21 protein-coding genes are annotated in these 20253 nt (G+C 64.3%); 8 read left to right on the forward strand and 13 right to left on the reverse strand.

All coding sequences use genetic code 11. From position 1 onward, the window contains the following. Nucleotides 1-151 precede the first annotated feature (151 nt). The 6 genes from H3O04_RS07955 to H3O04_RS07980 form a co-directional block, all read right to left on the reverse strand. The gene (locus tag H3O04_RS07955; RefSeq protein ID WP_202587471.1) at nt 152-1921 is read right to left on the reverse strand and encodes a histidine kinase; all 1770 of its coding nucleotides are present in this window, start codon (nt 1919-1921) and stop codon (nt 152-154) included. Nucleotides 1922-2004: 83 nt separating this feature from the next. After that, entirely contained in the window at nt 2005-3417 is a 1413-nt protein-coding gene (locus tag H3O04_RS07960; RefSeq protein WP_202587472.1) for an HD domain-containing phosphohydrolase, read from the reverse strand. A 121-nt stretch (nt 3418-3538) separates the two neighbouring features. Beyond that, nucleotides 3539-3994, reverse strand: a complete 456-nt coding sequence (locus H3O04_RS07965; RefSeq protein ID WP_105798158.1) for a GNAT family N-acetyltransferase — start codon at nt 3992-3994, stop codon at nt 3539-3541. A gap of 257 nt (nt 3995-4251) precedes the next feature. Beyond that, a complete protein-coding gene (locus tag H3O04_RS07970; RefSeq protein ID WP_043886730.1) occupies nt 4252-4656 on the reverse strand; it encodes a hypothetical protein in 405 nt (134 codons plus the stop codon). Nucleotides 4657-4826: 170 nt separating this feature from the next. After that, on the reverse strand, nt 4827-6065 hold the full coding sequence (locus H3O04_RS07975; RefSeq protein ID WP_181158621.1) for a dicarboxylate/amino acid:cation symporter: 1239 nt from the start codon (nt 6063-6065) through the stop codon (nt 4827-4829). Further along, complete coding sequence (locus H3O04_RS07980) at nt 6049-6711, reverse strand: GntR family transcriptional regulator (RefSeq protein WP_011549131.1); 663 nt, start codon at nt 6709-6711, stop codon at nt 6049-6051. Before H3O04_RS07980 ends, H3O04_RS07975 begins: the two co-directional genes overlap by 17 nt. 150 nt (nt 6712-6861) lie before the next feature. Here H3O04_RS07980 and H3O04_RS07985 point away from each other — a divergent pair, with 150 nt between their 5' ends. Continuing rightward, nucleotides 6862-7326 (forward strand): GNAT family N-acetyltransferase, encoded by a 465-nt coding sequence (locus tag H3O04_RS07985; RefSeq protein ID WP_202587473.1) that lies wholly within the window; start codon nt 6862-6864, stop codon nt 7324-7326. An 832-nt stretch (nt 7327-8158) separates the two neighbouring features. Further along, entirely contained in the window at nt 8159-9325 is a 1167-nt protein-coding gene (locus H3O04_RS07990) for a porin (RefSeq protein WP_011549134.1), read from the forward strand. A 32-nt stretch (nt 9326-9357) separates the two neighbouring features. On the opposite strand, the gene gcvA is transcribed toward H3O04_RS07990, so the two are convergent. Beyond that, nucleotides 9358-10302 (reverse strand): transcriptional regulator GcvA, encoded by a 945-nt coding sequence (gcvA, locus tag H3O04_RS07995; RefSeq protein WP_202587474.1) that lies wholly within the window; start codon nt 10300-10302, stop codon nt 9358-9360. Nucleotides 10303-10440: 138 nt separating this feature from the next. Here gcvA and H3O04_RS08000 point away from each other — a divergent pair, with 138 nt between their 5' ends. Then, nucleotides 10441-11661: an MFS transporter gene (locus H3O04_RS08000; RefSeq protein WP_202587488.1), complete on the forward strand. Its 1221-nt coding sequence runs from the start codon at nt 10441-10443 to the stop codon at nt 11659-11661. After that, nucleotides 11658-12554 carry an oxidoreductase gene (locus H3O04_RS08005; protein ID WP_202587475.1) on the forward strand — a complete coding sequence of 299 codons (897 nt, stop codon included), beginning with the start codon at nt 11658-11660 and terminating at the stop codon, nt 12552-12554. Before H3O04_RS08000 ends, H3O04_RS08005 begins: the two co-directional genes overlap by 4 nt. Before the next feature lie 134 nt (nt 12555-12688). On the opposite strand, the gene H3O04_RS08010 is transcribed toward H3O04_RS08005, so the two are convergent. From H3O04_RS08010 to H3O04_RS08025, 4 genes are all read right to left on the reverse strand, one after another. Then, nucleotides 12689-13288: a DJ-1/PfpI family protein gene (locus tag H3O04_RS08010; RefSeq protein ID WP_200161516.1), complete on the reverse strand. Its 600-nt coding sequence runs from the start codon at nt 13286-13288 to the stop codon at nt 12689-12691. Between the two features lie 196 nt (nt 13289-13484). Further along, nucleotides 13485-13946 carry a chromate resistance protein ChrB domain-containing protein gene (locus H3O04_RS08015; protein WP_027808404.1) on the reverse strand — a complete coding sequence of 154 codons (462 nt, stop codon included), beginning with the start codon at nt 13944-13946 and terminating at the stop codon, nt 13485-13487. 14 nt (nt 13947-13960) lie between these two features. Continuing rightward, nucleotides 13961-15133 carry a chromate transporter gene (locus H3O04_RS08020; protein WP_202587476.1) on the reverse strand — a complete coding sequence of 391 codons (1173 nt, stop codon included), beginning with the start codon at nt 15131-15133 and terminating at the stop codon, nt 13961-13963. Between the two features lie 19 nt (nt 15134-15152). Further along, nucleotides 15153-16115 carry a chromate resistance protein ChrB domain-containing protein gene (locus tag H3O04_RS08025; RefSeq protein ID WP_202587489.1) on the reverse strand — a complete coding sequence of 321 codons (963 nt, stop codon included), beginning with the start codon at nt 16113-16115 and terminating at the stop codon, nt 15153-15155. Between the two features lie 362 nt (nt 16116-16477). Between H3O04_RS08025 and H3O04_RS08030 the strand changes: the two genes are divergently transcribed. The 4 genes from H3O04_RS08030 (at nt 16478) to rpsU (ending at nt 17903) form a co-directional block, all read left to right on the forward strand. Beyond that, entirely contained in the window at nt 16478-16807 is a 330-nt protein-coding gene (locus H3O04_RS08030; RefSeq protein ID WP_105798165.1) for a hypothetical protein, read from the forward strand. A 307-nt stretch (nt 16808-17114) separates the two neighbouring features. Next, the gene (locus H3O04_RS08035) at nt 17115-17399 is read left to right on the forward strand and encodes a hypothetical protein (protein ID WP_027808401.1); all 285 of its coding nucleotides are present in this window, start codon (nt 17115-17117) and stop codon (nt 17397-17399) included. Nucleotides 17400-17447: 48 nt separating this feature from the next. After that, nucleotides 17448-17657: a hypothetical protein gene (locus tag H3O04_RS08040; protein ID WP_027808400.1), complete on the forward strand. Its 210-nt coding sequence runs from the start codon at nt 17448-17450 to the stop codon at nt 17655-17657. 33 nt (nt 17658-17690) lie between these two features. After that, nucleotides 17691-17903, forward strand: a complete 213-nt coding sequence (gene rpsU, locus H3O04_RS08045; protein ID WP_012336972.1) for a 30S ribosomal protein S21 — start codon at nt 17691-17693, stop codon at nt 17901-17903. 212 nt (nt 17904-18115) lie between these two features. Here rpsU and H3O04_RS08050 read toward each other — a convergent pair whose 3' ends face one another. Then, nucleotides 18116-19390 (reverse strand): ATP-binding protein, encoded by a 1275-nt coding sequence (locus tag H3O04_RS08050; protein ID WP_202587477.1) that lies wholly within the window; start codon nt 19388-19390, stop codon nt 18116-18118. Then, the gene (locus tag H3O04_RS08055; RefSeq protein ID WP_011549149.1) at nt 19374-20123 is read right to left on the reverse strand and encodes a response regulator; all 750 of its coding nucleotides are present in this window, start codon (nt 20121-20123) and stop codon (nt 19374-19376) included. Before H3O04_RS08055 ends, H3O04_RS08050 begins: the two co-directional genes overlap by 17 nt. Between the last annotated feature and the right edge of the window lie 130 nt (nt 20124-20253).

Here is a 20253-nt window from a genome sequence, read left to right on the forward strand (position 1 = left end):
GCGGCGGGGACCCGAGCGAGCCGTTCCATTCCGCCAAGGGGCCGGACGCGACCGCGATGTTCTGGCATTTCTTTCGTCGTCAGCGCCGCAAGCGATTGGCGTGACGCATGACGCTCGCAGCGGCCGCTCGCGAGCGGCCGCCGTCACGACGTCAAACCCGCTGCTCCAGCGCTGCCCCGTTCGTGCGCTCGCCGGCACGCCGAACCGGCAACCGTATCCGGAACGTCGTGCCGCGCCCCGGCTCGCTGGTCACGTCGATGGTGCCGCGATGACGCTCGACGATGCCGTGCGATACCGACAGCCCGAGCCCCGTGCCCTGCCCGACCGGTTTCGTGGTGAAGAACGGATCGAAGATCCGCCGGACGACGTCGGGCGTCATGCCGGCACCGGTATCGCTGATCGCGATCGACACCTGATCGCCGTCGCACGACGTGCGGATCGTGATCACGCCGCGCTCCGGAATCGCCTGCGCCGCGTTGACCAGCAGGTTCATGAATACCTGGTTCAATTGCGACGGCAGGCATTCGACGTGCGGGACATCGCCGTAATCGCGCACGATGTCGGCCTTGTACTTGAGCTCGTTGTGGACGACGTTGAGCGTGCTCTCGAGGCCCGCATGCAGATCGACCACGCTCCATTCGTCGCTGGCCGGCCGGGAAAAATCGCGCAGGTCCTGCACGATGCGTCGCACGCGCAGCGCGCCGTCGATCGACTCGTCGATCAGCATCGCGATCTCGTCGCGGACGTAGTCGAGATCCGCCGCGCGGTGCACGGCCGTCAGCGCATCGCGGGTAGCCGGATCGAGCTGCGGCAGCGCGGCTTCATGCGCGGCGACCACGTCGAGCAGGCTGCGCACCCACGTCTTCAACGTATTGAGGTTCGCGCTGACGAAGCCGATCGGATTGTTGATCTCGTGCGCGACGCCGGCCGCGAGCTGGCCGATCGACGCGAGTTTCTCCGACTGCAGCAACTGCTCGTGGGTTTCCTCGAGCGCATGCAGCAGGCGCCGCTGTTCGTCCTTCTCCTGTTCGAGCAGCGCGTGCGCGGCCTTGCGCTCGTCGATCTCGGCCGCCATGTTCTCCCGCGTGCGTTGCAGCATCTGCGTCGTTTGCTCGTAGCTGTACAGCGCGCGTTCGAGTTCACCGGTTCGCACCCGCACGAGCCGTTCGAGCGTGTCGGTCATCCCGCGCAGGAAAGTCGTGCGCGCATCGAAGCGGCACACCAGCAGCGTGACGACCAGCGTCGCCATCGTAAACAACGCGACGGTGGTCGCGAGCCACGGCGCGTCGACGCCGTTCGCGGCGCCGCACCGCGCATCCGGCGCGAAATGCGCGGCCGCCATCGCCGTGTAGTGCATGCCGGTAATCGCGAGGCCCATGATGACGGCCGCGCCGATACGTTGCGCGGTCGCGTGGCGCGCCTGCTGCATGCGCAACGCCTGTGCAATCCACAACGCGGCCGTCGATGCGATCACCGCGATGCCGATCGATGCAGCGAACAGCCCGGCATCGTAGCGAATGCCGGGCTGCATGTGCATCGCGGCCATCCCCGTGTAGTGCATGCCGGCGATCCCGCCGCCCATCAGCACGCCGCCCATGCACAGCCGCCGCCAGCCCAGCCGTGCGCGCGTGACGACGTTCAGCGCGAAATACGATACGAGCACCGCGATCGCCAGCGACGCGCCGGTTTCCTGCCACGCGTAGCCGAGCGGCACCGGCAACGAAAACGCGAGCATGCCGACGAAATGCATCGACCAGATTCCGGTGCCCATCGCCGCCGCGCCGCCGCCGAGCCACGCACGCTTGAGCTTCGGATCGTCGAGCAGCGAGATGAACGCGGCGAGGTCGAGCGTCGTATACGACGCCAGCGTCGCGATCGCGAGCGACAGCACGACGAGCGGAAGGTTGTAGATGCCATGCATGATCGGGTGCCCGCAACGGGTTGAGTGCATCGCCGCGGCGGGGGCAAGCACCCGTCCCGCGGCCATCAGGCCGACGTTCGACGTCAGGCCGGCGGCACGCCTGCGCTGAGTGCGTGCGCCTGCGCGGCCGGCCCGGCCAGCACGAGAATGTCGAACGGCGTGCCCTCCCGCGTTTCGAAGCGACGCACGAGCTCGATCTGATGCGCGGACATCACGCTGCCTTTCGTCATCAGCAACACGCCGCGATGCGTGCGCAGATCGTCGGCGAGCTCCATCCCTTCACGCAGTTGCGCCGACCGGATTTCCGCGACGGACGCCGCGATGCCGAGGCTCGCCGGGTCACGCATCAACTCGATGAAGCCTGCAACCAGTTGCGGGTCGTAACGCACGCTCGCCTGCGAGCGCAACACGTCGATCGCCTGCTCGATCGAATGCGGCGCACCGATTTCGCCGTGGCGCAACCCTTCGAAGTCGCGCGCGATCGCGACGATCCGCGACCCGACCGGGATCGCATCGCCGACCAGCCCGTCCGGCGTGCCGCGGCCGTTGAAGCGCTCGTACTGGTGCAGCACGATCGACGCGACCTTGTGCAACTGGGCGACCGGCGTCAGCACCATCTGCGCACGCAACGGATGCTCCTGAAACACGCGGTGCTCGTCCGTCGTCATCCGCGCGAGCGGCTTGTGCAGCAATTCGTCCGGCAGCGACAGCTTGCCGATGCCGTGCAACAGCCCCGCGAAGTAGACGTCCTGCGCATGCAGTTCGCTCATCCCGGACGCCAGCGCGAGCCGGCGCGCGATTTCGCCCACCCGCATCGCATGCCCGCTCGCGGCCCCGCAGCGCAGCTCGATCATGCTCGCGCACACCTGAACCATCGCCGTGAAACTGCTTTTCAGGTCGCTTTGCGCCGCTTCGAGAAACATCACCGTCTGGCCGAGTTCCTCGGTGCGCGCGCGAACCTGCGTTTCGAGGTCCGTATTGAAACGGCGCAGCGCTTCGTTCTGCGCCGCCGTCAGCGCCGCCAGCCGGGCCGCTTCGCGACGCAGACGGCGCTGTTCCAGCGCCTGCTCGATGGTCAGCAGCAGGTCGTGATCGTCCCACGGCTTGTTCAGGTAGCGATACACGCCGCCTTCGTTGACGGCCTGCACGACCGACGCGAGTTCCGCATAGCCGGTCAGCAAGATGCGCATCGTGTCCGGGTACAGCGCCCGTGCACGCGCCAGGAATTCCGCGCCGCTCATGTGCGGCATCCGCATGTCGGACACGATCAGGTCGATGTCGGTCGACGCCAGGATCTCGAGCGCCGTCTCGCCGCTGTCGGCGGTCACGATGTCGTAGCCGGTGGGCCGAAATACGCGCCTGAGCGCCGACAGCACGTTCGGTTCGTCGTCAACCAGCAGGATCGACGGGACGCGGGGCACTTCAACGGATGCGGCTGCGGTGTCGGACGTTTCGGGCGGCACGGCATTCACGCCGTTTGTTGCAGATGTCGTCATAATCGGCCTCGGATCAATTATTTACGCCCTCTCTGCAACATCGGCCGACTTCGCGTTTTCCGCATGGGTGAAAACGCTAATACGTGCGTGTCGATTTCAACCGGAATGCATCACGCGAACGCTACGTCGCTGCCGTGCCCGGTTCGCGCCGATAGTAGATGTCCCATTCCGCTTCATCGGTTCGCACGAAGCCGTGCCGTTCGTAGAAGCGGTTCGAGTCGCTGCCGCGCAATGCGCCGACGCGAACCGGCATCCGTCGTTCGTCGGCGGCAGCAAAGATTTCGCGCAGCACGGCGGCGCCGATACCCTTGCCCTGATGCGCCGGTACGATATACAGGTGGTCGAGCAACCAGTGATCCGCCATCGGGCGAAGCGTGTAGAAGCCCGCACGCGAATGGTCGGATTCGATGAAACGGCAGAGCGCCGGGTCGAACGACGCGAGAAACCGGTCGCGCGCACGCTGCGGATCGAAACGGCCAATGCGCTCGAGGCTGTCGCGCATCGCAGCGATGCGGATCGCGACGAGGGTGTCGGCGTCGGCTTGCGTGACGGGGAGGAAGGTCAGGGTCGTTGTCATGGGCCGGCGGGATTCGTGCGGGAGCGCGTACCCGGCGTGGCGCGGCGGCGCCAGCCGGGTTTCGACGGGGACTTCGGTGCAGCACGTCACGCCCCCGATCCGTGAGCGTGACGCAAGCGAGCCGATGCAATCGACTCAAGGAATAAAAAGCGCTGGCCGATGCCCTGGCCAGCAAAACGGTTCTGGCGATCCGAGGTTGGTGTGTGCCAGAACCACATGCATTGAACGGTGTACGCCCGACAATCTGTGATCGCAGTTTAGGCCGGGCTAAGCGATGCGATCAGGTCCGCACCCGCGCCCGTCGACCTGAACGCATCGTCGGGCTTCGGTACTTCCCATGTCGCGATCATCTCGTCAGTCGGAAGATAGTCGGGATCGGCCGACGCGACGCCGACCCACACGCCTTGGGATACCTGCCTGCCATGGAGATAAAAGTGCAGCTCCCGGCCAGCGCGTTCGCACGTACACGTAATTCGCTCCACCGACTGACCCAGTCTTCTGATCCGCGCGACCTGGTTGCGATCCAGTTCGAACATGGCACTCATCACGCCGTCGCAATCGCCGATGCCGAGCATGTTGCTGTCGTCAGTGAATGCCCACGAAGGATGCGGCGTGCCTAGGCGCAGCATGAAAAAAGCTGCGGACTCTGAACCAATCATCATGTTTCTCCGGCAAAAAATACGTCGCTCCACCAACTGAAACTTGATAAGAACGTACGTTCATTCCATCCTGCTTTTCCCGCCTGCCTCAAGGTTCGAATAGACGTACGCCAGCGCCTGATAATGGGCAGGCGCGACATTGAAACGCGCACCGCCCGTCGCTTCCGAAGCCCCTACACGCTTGCCTGCCGGGGTACGGTTTCCGCGGCGATACTGTCCGAACCGGACAGCCTCACCGCAACAGCGGCGGCGGCCGTGCTCCCGTAGACGTTGAGGGCGGTCCGCCCCATGTCGAAAAAGGCATCGACGCCCAGCAGCAGCAGCACCGCATCGGCCGGCAACCCGATCGACGTGAGAACGATGGTGATGGCGACGATCGCCCCGGAGGGCACATTGGCCGCGCCGTCGATGGTGATGATCGTCAGGATCAGGATCGTGATCACCAGCGGCCAGGACCAGGCCAGGTGATAGGCGTCGGCCAGGTAGCCGACCGCAAGGGCCGTGTAAAGCACCGCGCCGTCGCGATTGAAAATGTAGGCCAGCGGCAAGATCGTGGACGCCACGCCATGGGGCACGCCCAATTCGACCAGCTTCTTCAGGTGCAACGGGTAGGTAATTTCGGACGAACGCGTCGTGAAACCCAGGATCAGCGGCTCCTTCACCTTCCTGAGAACGGCGAGCGGCGACTGACCGGCGACGCGAATGACGATGGTGAGGACGACCGCCAGAATCGCCATGCCGAGATAGGCGACGCCCAGAAGCTCGACAAGCGAGTGCGCGCCGGTGAACCCCTTGGCCGACAACAACTGCGCGATCGCGGCAAAGATCGCGAGCGGCGACCATGCGATCACCCACTGGACCATCTTGAACAGTCCCGACAGCAGCGCCTCGAAAACGGCAATCGCGGGCTCGGCACGCTCCGGCGCAGCCGCCAGGGCCGCCCCGAAAATCACCCCGAAAACCAGCACGGGGAGCGAATTCCCCGCGGCGAGCGCAGCGACGATGTTGGCGGGGATCAGGTCGACGAGGAATTTCGTCCAGTCGATACTGGACGCAAGCGCGGCGGGCATCGATCCGGACTGAACCATGCTCGCCCCGAGCCCCGGTCGAAATGCGAAGTTGAGCAGCAGGCCGAGCGAGGCGGCCAGACCCGTCATCAAGACGAAGAAGCCGATACTCGACAGTGCGACCTTGCCGAGCCGCTCGCGAAGCCGGCCCGCACGAAAGACCCCGACCGTGACCGACAGGAAAATCAGCGGCATGACGACCATCTTGATCGCATGGCCGAACATCGCGCTCAGGAAGCCCAGCTTCGCGGCAAAGCCTGGAGCAAATAGGCCGCAAGCGGCGCCCAGGACAAGCCCGCCAAGCATTTGCATCGGGAGGGAAAGCCCTTTATTTTTCGTGTTCATGCCGTGCCTTTAGCAGTTTGATCCGTGCCGGCGTGCCGTCAACGATGTGATTCCACATATGCTGACGCGCCAGCTCGCCGTCGTTCGCTTCGATTGCGTGAAAGATGTGCAGGTGTTCGATCGTGCCGCGCCGAACGGTTTCGGCGTCGCCACGCGGGAGTTCGTTCAGGGCCAGGGTCTGGGCTCGCAATAGACCATACGCCGATGAGATACGCACGTTCCGTGCGGCGGCGAACAACTCCTGATGAAACACCCAGCCGATACGTTGCTCGAGCATGATGTCCGCGACGTCCCGGTCAAGCAGTTCCTGCATTTTTGCTGCCGCGTCGCGAAGGCCTGCCGTTACGCCCGACCTCGCTGCAAGAAACGCCGCGGTACTCTCCAGGGCCAGCCGCATTTCGAAAATTTCGCGGAGATCGCTGGTAGTCGGCGACGCAACATAGGTGCCACTCTTTTCGATGACGACGACCAGCCCTTCGGACTCGAGCAAATGCAATGCGCTGCGCACGGGCATTTGGCCGAAGCCGAGTTCGTCGGACAGGCCCCGGTGGGATACTTTCTGCCCGGGCGCAAAGCGGCCGTCAAAGATCCTCGCTCGGATCTCCTCGTAGGCAAGCTCTGCATCTGTCGAGACTTTCGACGTCATCTGTGATCGCAGTTAGCGTATGATTGTAAAAGAGGTGACGGATAGGAAATTACCCTTACTGGTAACGCACGGCAACTGCTAATTTTGCGAGTGGGTATACCGAAAGAAAACTGGAAGAAAATCTGCGTCACGAAGAGAGCCGATAATTATATGACTTCACAAGATGTGCGCTTTACCATCTGTGCCGTCCGTGCGGAAGAAACTTATCCCCTCAGGGCCGCGATCCTGATGGCGGGAGATGAAGAGGGAAGCGCTTTACACGGAGACCACGCGCCAACCACCCTGCATTTTGCCGTTCGTGACCACGACACTATCGTGGCCGTGGCATCCGTGTGTAAAGAAGGACAATCCGGCGTGCCGAACGCAGAAGCCTGGCGCCTGCGCGGCATGGCCGTCCATCCGTCGGTCCGCGGCCTGGGATTCGGCCGCCTGCTGGTCAATCTGTCCATTCGCCATGTGCGCGAACAGCGTGGCACGCTGCTCTGGTGCACGGCACGCGAGTCGGCCTACCAGTTCTATGAAATGCTCGGCTTTAATCGCGATCCGATTCCGATTTCGCTGCATGGCCGCGACGACATGAAATTCTATCTAATGCAGCGCCCGATCGAATGCTGAGTTTCGCCCACGACTGACGTTCGTCCGAACGCAATTCGGGGGCCGATGTCACGCAGTTGGCTGCCGGCCCGAAAACCCCGTTCAACCGGCGCCCGCCTGAGCCGGTTCGCCCGCGCGAAGATCGAGATCGCTTGCGGCGCCTTTTCCCCAGAGAAGAATTGCCGGCCCTCGCCTCTCGTCCCATCCGGAAACAGTCGTTGAAGCAATAGCCGCGAGATATTCAGATCCGAGCCGCCCGAAGCTATCCGCCGCTGTATCACATGCGGAAAGCGCTTACGGCTTATGCGGACGCGCATTCAACAATCGCGCTCTTCATTTCGATTATCTCAATCCGAAAGCAAATGGAACGGTAACCACCGGTACTGCCGGATTGTTGCTCGCGATGGCTGTTCCTTGCAGTCGATTATCGTCCCCACACTGAATTCGCTTGCCGACGTCGGGCGCATCAGCGTGATGACGCGGACTTCGATAACACATCGCCTACGTGCGGGTTCTTATAGGGGAAACCCCGTAAGGCGCGCGGCTATCAAACGAGATTAACTTATACCAAACAAATTTTGACGGGAATTTATGTTCCTGATATGGTTTTTGCACCTGCAAAGTGCGGCCACGCAGGGGGTGCAGGGCAGATCGAGCAGTACAAGCAGTACGACGTTCCCCATACAAAATTGTAAGGATCACGAAATGAGCGAAGCCGGCATGCCGATGCGGCGAATATGACGCCGGCCGCTGCGACCGTGACGATGCGCAGGCCGCGCGCCGTCACCTGCATTCGAATACGACACAAGCCGTTTCAACCCATCCCGAAACCACTCCTGACAGTGAAATGCAGATGAAAAACAAGAAGATCAACATCAGCGTTATCGCTGTTGCCGCCTTCGCAGCATCGTCGGCAGCAATGGCACAGTCGTCGGTCACCCTGTATGGCATGCTCGATGCGGGCATCGGCTATACGTCGAACATCAACGGCCACAGCCGGTTCGGCCTCGATGGCGGCGCCGCGGGTTCGAACAAGTGGGGCCTTCGAGGGCAAGAGGACCTCGGTGGCGGCCTCCAGGCGGTATTCAAGATCGAGAATGGTTTCAACATCGCGACAGGCGGCATCGGCGGCCAAGGGCCGATCGGTACCACGCGTTCGCTGTTCAACCGTCAGGCCTACGTGGGCCTCGCATCCAGTCAGTACGGCGCGTTGCGCATGGGGCGCCAGCTCGACGCCGTGACGGAAATGGTTCAGGTCCTGACGGGTGACGCCATTTCCGCGTCGACCTTCTCGACGCCGGGCGACGTCGACAACAACGACAACACGACGAACCAGAACAACGCCGTGAAGTACATCTCGCCGATCATCCACGGCTTCCAGGCTGAAGCCGCGTACTCGTTCGGCGGCGTGGCCGGTTCAACGGGGTCGGGTCAATCGTGGTCGGCGGCCGCGACCTACGCTCAAGGCGGCCTGACGGTCGCCGGCGGCTATTTCCGTGCGGCCAACCAGGGCGAGAACGGATGGACGAACGCAACGGCACAACCGAGCTTCGGTGGTGCGCTGGGCTATCCGAGTTCGGGTTACAACGGCGGCAATGCGTTCAAGAGCGCGGGCATCGCGCAAGTCGCCGCGCAATACGAGGTGGGTCCGTACACGGCCGGCTTGCGCTACTCGAACGCCCAGTACAAGGGTAACGACGGCCAGCCGTCGATCCACTTCAACGTGCTGGGTGCGCTGCTGCAGTACCGGGTCACGCCGGCGCTGTCGCTGGCGACGGGTTACACGTACGTATACGGTTCCGCGGCCACCCCCACGCAAGCAGCCGAAGGTCGCACGATGGCCTCGATCAACCAGGTGTCGCTGGGTGCGACGTACTCGCTGTCGAAGAGTACCGCGCTGTACGCGATGGGTGCCTACGTGCATGCCAAGGGCGCGCAGGCTTCGGCTGCCGACTTCGGCAACACCTCATCGGGCGGCAACCAGGTCCAGGTCAACATCGGCATGTTCCACGGCTTCTGATCGCCGACTCGCAAGCCGGGGGAGTGGCCACACTACTCCGGCTTCGCGCCGCTCTCCCGACTCGCCATGCCTTCCATCCATTCCTCGAACGCGGACACCGCGGCATCGTCGGCGCGATCGGCGTTCGTCACCAGCATGTAGTCGTCAGCGCGCCATACGGGCGATGCGATGGGACACACGAGGCGCCCCTCGGCGAGATCGCGCCCGATCAGCGGCAGCGATGCCAGCGCGACGCCCAGCCCCTCGATGGCGGCGCCAAGCTGAAGATTCACGTGATCGAATTCGACATGGCGCGCGACCCGCAGATCGGACGCGCCCGCTTCCTTCAACCAGTGCGACCACGCGGAGCGCGTCGTGGCCGAATGCAGCAGCGTGTGATGGCGCAGGTCGGCCACGCTCTGGATCGGATGCTGGCGCAGCAACGCGGGATTGCAGGCCGGCACCCGCAGGTCGGGCATCAACGGGCGCGAGACGACGCCCGCGCCTTGCTCGGGACCGGAGCGGACACCGATATCGAAAGCGTCGGCGACATAGCGCAGCTTGCGCGATGTCGTCGACACCCTGACGTCGATGTCGGGGTATCGCGAATGGAAATCGGCGAGCCGCGGCAGCAGCCAGCAAAACGCAAAGCTCATCGGCACGTTCACCCGCACGACGCCTGAGATCCGGTGCGTGAACGTGTTGTGGCGCAGCCGCACCACCGCGGTACCGAGGCGCTCGAACGCGTGGCTGACGTCATTCAGCAACGCCGCCCCTTCGTCGGTCAACGCGACACCGCGCGGACGACGGTCGAACAACGGCAGGCCGAACCAGTCCTCCAGCAACCTGATCTGCTTTCCGACGGCCCAGTGGGTGACATGCAGTTCGGCCGCGGCACCGGCGAAGCTACCGTGCCGCGCGACCGCATCGAACGCGCGCAGCGCATTGAGCGGGGGCAACTCGCCCCGGTGCTTCGCAACATCCCGGCTTTCGCTCATGACGTGACTTTTTCTCTCCATTGACGCGATTTTAGCTCAATTGAAATGGCTGTCCCCTCAGCCCTAAAATCGATACATCGAGGCTGAAAGCGATACCACGAGCGGCTTCCATTCACCGCTCGCTCGGAGCGAATGACGATGCGCCTGCCGGTTTTTTCCCCTCCCGCCACGCGGGAAACCGCGCCACCCCGACGGCGCGTGCTGTGGCTATCGTGCATTGCACACGCCATGCACGATGGTTATACGGACATGATCTACGCGTTGCTGCCCGTGTGGCAGTCGGAATTCGGGCTCGACTTCGCAGCCCTGGCCATCCTGCGCGGCGTCTATGCCGGCACGATGGCGACACTGCAGTTGTCCGCCGGGCGTCTCGCGCAACGTCTGGGAAGCCGCGCGACGCTCGCACTCGGTACGCTGCTCGCCGCGCTCGGCTATGCGCTGGCGGGCATGTCGGGTGGCCTGCTCGGGTTGGGCGTCGCGCTGGCAATCTCGGGCGGCGGCTCCAGCACGCAACATCCGATCGCATCGGGCGCCGTCTCCCGCTTCTATGGGCGCGACGCGAGAGGCCCGCTGAGCATCTACAACTTTTCCGGCGATCTCGGGAAATCGGCGCTGCCGGCCGCCATTTCATTGCTCGTGACCATGATGCCGTGGCGTCATGCGCTATGGATCGTCGCCGGGCTGGGCTGCGTCGTGGCCGCCGTCATCGCGCTCTGGTTTCCCGCCGTGCCGCGCGGTGCGGCGAATACGACGGTGAAAGAGCACGCTCCCGGTCAACGCGGCGGCACGGGAAAAAGCGGATTCTCCGCGCTGTTCTCCATCGGCGTGCTCGATACGGCCGTACGCATGGGACTGCTTACCTTTCTGCCTTTTCTGCTCAAGGCAAAGGGTGTCTCGCCCCAACTGCTGGGAACGGCCCTCGCACTCGTTTTCATTGGCGGTGCGGCCGGCAAATTCATGTGCGGCTGGCTCGGCGCGCGCCTGGGTATGGTGAGGACGGTGCTGCTCACGGAGGGCGGGACGGCGGCGTGCATCATCGCCGTGATGTATCTCCCGTTGGCGCCGACCATGGTGCTGCTGCCGATTCTGGGTATGATGCTCAACGGCACTTCGTCGGTGCTGTACGGAACCGTCCCCGAGCTGTCCGTACCCGAGCGCACCGAGCGCGCATTCGCGATTTTCTATACCGGGACGATCGCATCGGGCGCGCTATCGCCCGTTCTCTACGGTTTCCTGGGCGACCGGATCGGTGTGCACGGCGCCACCTACGCGACCGCGTTGACCGCCCTCGCGGTTTTTCCGCTCGCCCTCGCACTGCGCCCGCATCTGGCGGATGACTCGACAGGAGGAACACCATGACGAAATCCGGCTACCCGTCCGTCGCGCTCGTCGGTCCGGGCGCAATCGGCACGACCGTCGCCGCGGCCCTTCACGAAGCCGGCCGCACGCCGGTGATCTGCGGCCGCTCCGCGCACGCGGAATTGAAATTGCGCTTCGAGGGCGGCGAGATCGTCGTGCCCGGGCCGGTCCTGACCGACCCGCAAGCGGTCAAGGAAACGGTCGATCTCGTGTTCGTTGCGGTCAAGTCGACGCAGACGGCGAGCGCGGCACCGTGGGTCGCCGCGCTATGCGACGCGAATACCGTCATCTGCGTGCTGCAAAACGGCGTCGAGCAAAAGGCCGCCTTCGCACCCTATGCGGCCGGTGCCGCGATCGTGCCGTCGGTCGTCTGGTTTCCGGCGCAACGCGAATCGGGCGCGTCGGTGTGGCTGCGGGCCAAGCCTCGCCTCACCCTGCCCGATACGCCGGCGAGCAACGTGGTGGTGTCGGCCTTGCGCGGCACGCGCTGCGCGCCCGAGGTGGCGGAGGATTTCATCTCGCTCGCATGGCGCAAGCTGTTGCAGAACGCCGTGGCCGGGCTCATGGTGCTGACCGGTCGCCGCGCCGGCATGTTCTCCCGCAGTGACATCACCGAACTGTCGCTCGCCTACCTGAAGGAATGTCTCGAGGTCGCGCGTGCGGAAGGCGCGAAGCTCGGCAATGAAGTGCCGCAGGAGATCGTCGATGGATTCCATGGCTTTCCGCCGGATTTGGGTACGTCGATTCTTGCCGACCGGCAGGGCAACCATCCGCTCGAATGGGACTGCCGGAATGGCGTCGTGCAGCGATACGGACGAAAGCACGGCATTCCGACGCCGATCAGCGATCTGGTCGTGCCGCTGCTCGCGGCAGCGAGCGACGGGCCGGGCTAATAGCGAGGCATGCTCTATCCAGCCCGACCAGCATGAATCCGCGCGGGAGACGACCCGGATGAGAAACGCGACGGCGGCTTAGCGACTCGCCGCCCCTGGCTCATTGCGATGGAGGCTCGCCGTGTCCTGTCGCGCTACCGCAAGTAGGGCTTGATGTTCGTCAGCGCGCGGGAAACATACTCGTCCTTCTCCCCGACCGGCGCGACATAGTGCAGCGCGCCGCGCGCGGCGTCCTCCCCTTCGAGACGCGCGATGAGCCACGCGGCCAGATACGGCGAAGCAAGGCAGCCACCCGCCGTGGCGACGTTACCTCGAGCGAAGAAGGGTTGATTCAGGACCTCGACGCCAGCCTCGATCACCCAGGGTTTGGTCGTGAGATCGGTGCAGGCCGGGATCGTGCCGAGCAACCCGAGCTTCGCCAGAATCAACGTGCCCGAACATTGCGCGCCGATCAGCTGCCGGGCAGGGTCGAACCTGAGCTGCGCCATCAGTGCCGCGTCGTTGACGATGTCCCGCGTTTGAATACCGCTTCCGATGATGACGGCATCGGCCGTGCAGGCGTCCGCCAACGTCGATTGCGCGTGCACGGTTACCCCGTTCATCGACGTGACGGAAGGCTCCGGGCACGCAAGGGTGACGCGCCAGCCGGGCTTCCTGATTCGATTGAGCACGCCGAGCGCAATGAGGGAGTCGAGCTCGTTGAAGCCCTGGAAGGTTACGATCGCGATGTGCATGGGGCACCCTGTCTCCAGTCAGTCGACGCATCTTGCCAGATTGCCGTCACGAACGGCAGCGCCCTGCCGACAACTGACTGTTACAGCCAGCAACCCCGGCGCCGCCAGGTATCACGATCCCGCTGCGCCCTACTATTCGTCAGTGACGCGCACGTCGATGCCGGACGGTTCGACGAATTCCCCCTTCTCCGCGTCGTCACTCCGCCATCTTCGGCGGCCACGCATGGCCTTCGGCCTGGCAATGCCGGCACCACGCATACAGCGCGTCGTACATCACCAGACCATGCTCGAGCATGTCGTGATCGTCGGAAAACATGTCCGACAGCCCGAGCGAAATCGCATAAAGCCCGCTGGATTGCGGCGTCAGATCGAGCCGCGACGTATCCGCGCCGCGAATGATGCGGGCCATGTGCTGCAGCGCCCGATCGTCGGCCAGACCATACTTGTCGAGAAACGCATCGAAACTGCATTGCTCGCCGACATGCGTCAATTCCACGCCCGGAATGTCGTACGGAATCGCACCGGTCTCGTTGGCGATCCGCAGCACGTCGCCCGGCGGGACGTACAGAAATTCGGGCGTCTCGTCGATAAAACGGGCAATGAGCCAAGGGCAGGCAACCCGGTCGATTTTGGGGCGTTGTCGCGTAATCCATTGCATGGCGGCCTCCACGATCAGTGATGCAGCAGCGGGTACACGATCAGGCCGATCACGGCGGCCCCGCCCACGACCACCGGCTCCGACAGCTTCTTGAACCTGACCAGCAGCACGATCGCCGCGAGCGCCATCAAGGCGGTGGGCACATCGACGATCGAACGTCGAGCCAGCACGATCACCGACCCCGTGATCGCGCCGACGGCCGCGGCCGTCAAGCCATCGACGAATGCCAGGATCGCCGGCAGCCTGCCGTACTTCTTGAAGTACGGGGCCGGCAACACGGTGAACAGGTAGCACGGCAGGAACGTGCCGGCCGCCGCCACGCATGCGCCCGGCAGCCCCGCCACCAGATAGCCGATGAAGCCCACCGTGATGACGACCGGGCCCGGCGTGATCATCGCGACGGCCACCGCATCGACGAACTGCTTCTCGTTGAGCCAATGGTGCTCGGTGACCACGCCGCCATAGAGGAACGGCACGATCGCGAGCCCCGAGCCGAACACGAAGGCGCCGGCCTTCGCAAAGAACGCGGCGAGTTGCGCGAGCTGCGGCCAGTCGACGATACCGAGCCATGCGCCGGTGGCGGAGACGGGCAACGCGACGGCCGCATCGACGCGCCGCTGGCGTAACCACCCGGGCGGCGCACGCGTGAACCAGACGACCAGGCCCGCCGCGAGAAACAGCCACGCCACTTCCGATTCGGTGATCACCGTCACGGCAACCAGCGCGAGATAGATCGCCCACAGCAGCTTGTCGTGACCGATGCTTTTCGCGGTCAGCTTGCGCGCGCTGATCGCGATGATGCCGATCACCGCCGCGCCGACGCCGTAGAACACCGACTGCATCCACGTCAGGCCACCGAATCGCGTGTACGCATAGCCGAGCAGCACCACCATCAGAAACGACGGCAGCACGAACGCGATCCCGACCAGCGTGGCGCCGACGATGCGGTAGTGCACGTAGCCGAGATAGATCGCCAGTTGCGCGGCAAGCGGGCCCGGCGCGAGCTGCGCGAGCGCCAGGCCTTCCTTGTAGTCCGCGTCCGCGATCCATCCGCGCGTGTCCACGAGATCCCGATGCATGTAGCCGGCGAGCGCGACCGGCCCGCCGAAACCGGTCGCGCCGAGCCACGCGAAGTACCGGGTCAGTTGCCACAGCGTATAGGCCGGGCGGTCGCGATGTGTATTCATGTCGAGGCGCGCAGAAAGGTCAGGGGTTTCGATTGCCACGGAAATGCACGTACAACGAATCGAGTACGGCGCCGATCTCCACCAGGAGCGCATCGTCGTCGGCAAGACGCTTGCGGGCACCCGCGAGAATGGCCTCGAATCCGCCGGCTTCCGGCACGGCGGCGCCGCCCACGTCCAGCGCATGCACCATGGCGCCCAACCGGACGAGCCCCGCGTTGTCGTCGAGTCCAAAGCTCTCGATCAGCACCTCGAACGACACGCGATCGCCCACATGCGTGAACGGGGCGCCGTCGAAATCGAAGCCCAGCGCGTCAGCCGGACAATCGGCGAGGTTGTCCAGCCACATGAAGCGCGCATGCGGATCGATGAAACGCCGAATCAGCCACGCGCTGGCGACGCGATCCACCCACAGGTGACGGCGCGTCGCCCACAGCCTGCCCTGATATTGCGCAGGGTCGCGACGCGGGATGCCGCGTTGAGCGGCATGCGGCTCGCCGGGAGAGCGCAACGCTTCGATCGCGGCGGTGAAATCCCGCCATTGCGCCTGCGCGCGCAGCGAGGTTTCGCCGGGAAAGAAATCGATGCTTCGAATGGCCTCGTACGTGCGAGCGTGGCGGCGTTGCAGGCGATTGAAGTCGGCTGCCGCCAGATCCGGCAGTGTCTGGCGGGCCTCCGAAAGCTCGGCAAGCCACGCTGCGTAGTCGCCCGCGCGATCGAACAGCCGTTTGTACGCGTCTTCGTCGGCGGGATCGTCCGCACGGACATCCAGCAACCACGCCTGCCCGTCGCCGTTACGGGCCTCGTCGGCGAGCTCACGCAACTGCGCCGCCTGCTCGGCATGCGCCGGCAACAGGTAGGCACCGTCCCGCAGCGCACCACAGCCGAGCGCCTTGACGGTACGCCAGATGCGCATGCGGGCAGTCGCACCGGAGGTCGGCAGACTGACGATCAACAGCAGCCAGGAAGTCGGGACGGGATTCATGACGGCAGCATAGTGGGTCGTCACGAACACTGCAATTCAGTAGAGATCGCTACAAATTTTTGGCGGTAGACGGCTCTGCTCGATGCGTGGAGCAGGAACCCAGCAATGACGACAGTCGAAACTCCAGCGCCATCCGGATCGATATATCGGGGAAAAGGGCAGAACGTCCGGTATCACGTGAGCGCCCAAGTCGCGCGCGACGATATCGGAGCCCGCGCATCATGCCGTCATCGAGCGCGTGACCGACAACGCAGCAGATGGTTACGATATTCTGCGAATCGAGCGGTTCAACGCATACACTGAAAGCACGCCACGGCGAACTCCCGTCGATCCGTCGCACGCTTTCCCCGACACCGTTCCGAATGCAGCTGGACGGCAAACCCAGGCCCGCCCACGAAACCGCTCCAATGACAATCGATCCCGGCTCCATTCCTTACTATCTGGTCCTTCGTGCGGGCTGGCCGCCCTACGTGCTGAATTCGGATCGTCAGGTGCTCCGCCGTCAGGCGAGCCCGCTCTTGCTGGCATTCGCGCGCACGCGCGGAGCGATCGCACATGTCGACGACAGCGCGTGGAACGGCTTCTCCGACAGCGAAGGGCTCACGGTAGTCGAGCGTCGCGAAACCGGGTTCTTCTCGCTGGTCGCCGGGAACGAGACTGAACGTCAGTTGCAATTGCTGACGACCCTCTGACGTCGCCGCCCGCGCCGCGCCTGCGATCTGACCACTCGTCCATCGCATCGTGTACCGTGTGCCGGATGCGTGCTTGCGCCAACCCGGAATAAATCGACCGCTCGGCAAACGATGCGCGTATGATGGGCTCATTCGAGCGATCAGCCGTTCTTTGAGCGTTCGCCCCTCCACCCGCCCGCTTGCTGCATCGCCCCTCCCTCGCGCTGCAACGTTGTCCCCTTCACCCATCGGCCCGCCCCTCGACGGGAATACTGGCCGGATGTGTTCGCCCATGCGACTCGTCGTGGCCGAACGCCAGGAGTTCGTCATGAGCATGCACGTCTATCGTGGATTCGAGATTTATCCATTGATTTACCCTCACGTGGCTGCGCCGCAGGGCTGCCCGCACAACTACGACGCCGGGTTCGACGCGGCGGTCAAGATTTGCCTGCGCGGCACCACCGATACGCTGACGCAGAGCCAGACTTTCCGGTTGCGCGACACCGCCCCGTTCGACAACGCCGGTGACGCCCGTCGTGCGTCAGTGCGCTATGCCGAGAACATCATCGACGACAATCGCGGCAAACAGGGATTCTTTTCGAGCGCGGGCTGATGCGTGCTCGCCGGTGCAACGCAATTTTTCGGCATTTTGGAGGACGAAATGATCATCGACGAACTGCTCGGCTTGATCAGACGAAATGAAGTCACCCGGATCGACACCGTCGTACCCGCCAGAATCGCCGATTCAGCGATGTGCCATCAACCCGAGCTGCACATGTTCATGGCCGTACGCGCGCTCTCGATCGGAGCGGGATATTCGGAATTCGAATCCGACGAGATAGCAAGCGCCGTCATGACGCGGCTCGGCTAGCTTTCCGTTGCAACCTTTCCTGACAGGATCTACATGACGACAATTACGCTGAAGCTGAACGAACCGATCGACGTCGCGCTGCGGCGATTCCGGCGTGACATCGAGAAAACCGGGTTGATTCGCGAGTTGCGCGCTCGCACCGGCTACGAGAAGCCCACGACGGAGCGCAAGCGGAAAAAGGCCAGCGCCGTTGCCCGGCAGCGCTTGCGAGCAAAGCGCCTGCTGCCGCCCCGAAAAATGTACTAGGTTCTGTTTTTGCAAAGCAACGATGTCAATTCGCAGGCCGTCGTTTAGCTGGCCGCAGGTGGCCGATGAGAGCGTCGACGAAGTGAACTTGGCGGCGGCAGGATCGGTCTCGGAATACTTTCGGGCACGTTACGTTGGCAAGCGTGGCTATTTGTGTCGCGTTGCCGACCTTCGCGGCGCGCGCAAACGGGTCTCGACACCGCGTGCGGGCTTCATTGCGCGGCGCTGCGCTTCGGAAACCTCATCACTATGACAAGCCCGCCGTCTGCCGCGTTGGACATGTGCAGCGTGCCGCCGTGATGGCGAACGAGGCGGTGAACGATGGCCAGGCCCAAGCCGCTGTGCGAGGTGCCGCCGCGAGCGGGATCGAGTCGGACAAACGGACGCAGCACGCGATCCAGATCAGGCTCGGATACGCCGGGCCCGTGGTCTCGCACCACGAGTTCGTAGTGCTCGCCACGCGCTCGCGTGGCGATCTCCACGGGCGGCTCGCCGTAGGTGAGTGCATTTTCGACGAGGTTCGAGAGCATGCGGTCGATATCGACCGCGGGTAGCATGAAGTCGGGCCCCGCGTGAAGATCGAGCGTGACGAGCGCATCTCGGTGCGCGTCGCCGCTCGGACTCAGCGCGTCGGTGTAATCGCGACGGCAATGCGTGTCCACGCTGATCTGCGGCGAACCTTGGATCTCACACGCAAAGTCGAGAAACTGCGTGATGACACGCGACATGGACTCGGTATCGCGCAGAAAACCCTCGCGATCGCCACGATCGGTCAGCAGGTCTGCCCGCACCTGCATGCGTGTGATCGGTGTGCGCAGGTCGTGCGCGATACTCGCCAGCATCACGGCGCGCTCGCGCTCGGCCACGGCCAGCTCGCCGGTCATGTCGTTAAAGTCGCCGATCAGCTCGCGCAATTCGCGCGGCCCGCGCTTGCGCACGATGTTCAGGTGGTGGCCGGTGCGATGTTCGCGCGCGGCTGCGGCAAGATCGCGAATGGGGCGATTCAATTGCCAGGCAAGCACGACGGCAACCCCGATAGCGAACACCAGCGTCAACGCCAGCACCCCGGTGAAGCGGCTCACCGGCACCTCGGCTCGCGGCAGCACGATGCCATGTGTGCTGCCTGCGCGGAGCACGCGCAGCGTGCCGTCGTCGTCCATTGCCACGTGGGTGCCCGGCGGCAGCACGTGCCGCAATTGCCGTTCGATGGGCCCGTTCGTGTCGCCGCGAAAGCGCTGCGCGTCGGCAGCCGGCAGTTGCTTCAGGTCCACGAACAAAATACCGAGAATGTCCGCCACGGACCGCTCGCCGCCGCTGTCCTGCCCGCCCATGCTGGCGGCAGCCTCCACGACGCGCGAAATATGGAAGGCGGCGAGGCTCGCGCGCGTTCGCTCGATCAGCAGCAGCGACGTAAGATGAACCACCACCAGCAGGCCCACCGTGGTGATGACGAGCCGGCCGAACATCGTGTCAAGTGGATTCTTCATCGGCCGGGTTGTCGGGAATGAACATGTAGCCGATCCCGCGCACGGTTTGCAGCCGTCGGGGATTGGACGGGTCGTCCTCGATCAGGCGGCGCAGGCGCCATACCGGCACGTCGATGCCGCGCTCGGTCACTTCGGCGTCCGGGCCGTGGAGCAATTCGATGAGCCGCGTACGCGAAAGCGTTTCCATGGGATGCGAGGCCAGCACCTCGAGCAGCGCGTACTCGCCGCCAGTGAGCTTCACGGGCGTGCCTTCGCGCAGCAGCGTGCGCGTCGAGAAATCCAGTTCGAAGCGGCCGAACCGGCACGGGGTGGGCTTCTCCCGCACCGCCGTGGTTCTCGGTGGCCCTTGGCGGCGCAGCACTGCCTGGATGCGCGCGAGCAGTTCCTGGGGCATGAACGGCTTGCCCAGATAGTCGTCCGCCCCGAGTTCGAGCCCGAGCACGCGGTCAATGCCTTCGGCGCGCGCGGTCAGCATGATGACGGGAATCGTGTCGCCGCTCGCGCGCAGTTGCTTGAGCGCGGTGAGGCCATCCACGCCCGGCATCATGAGGTCCAGCACGATGATGGCCGGCCGTTCGCGCTCCAGCCGCCGCGCGAGATTCGTTGCGTCGTGCAGAACGGAGAACTCGATGCCGCGCTGCTGGAAGAACCTGCGCAGCAGGTCGCGCAGTTCCGCATCGTCGTCCACGAGCAGGACTTGCGGCGCGGAGTCGGGGAGGGAAGGTGGGTGCATTTCAGGTATTCAGGGCGGCGTGAGGACGCAATGATGGTAGCCCGGATACGACCTGACTGGCTTTCGGAATATTACTGTGATTTGCGATCGCTGACGGAACCGGCACAAGGGCCGGGCCGCGCGGGTATTA

This window comes from Burkholderia sp. KCJ3K979 (genome assembly GCF_016759955.1).
GTDB lineage: Bacteria > Pseudomonadota > Gammaproteobacteria > Burkholderiales > Burkholderiaceae > Burkholderia > Burkholderia orbicola.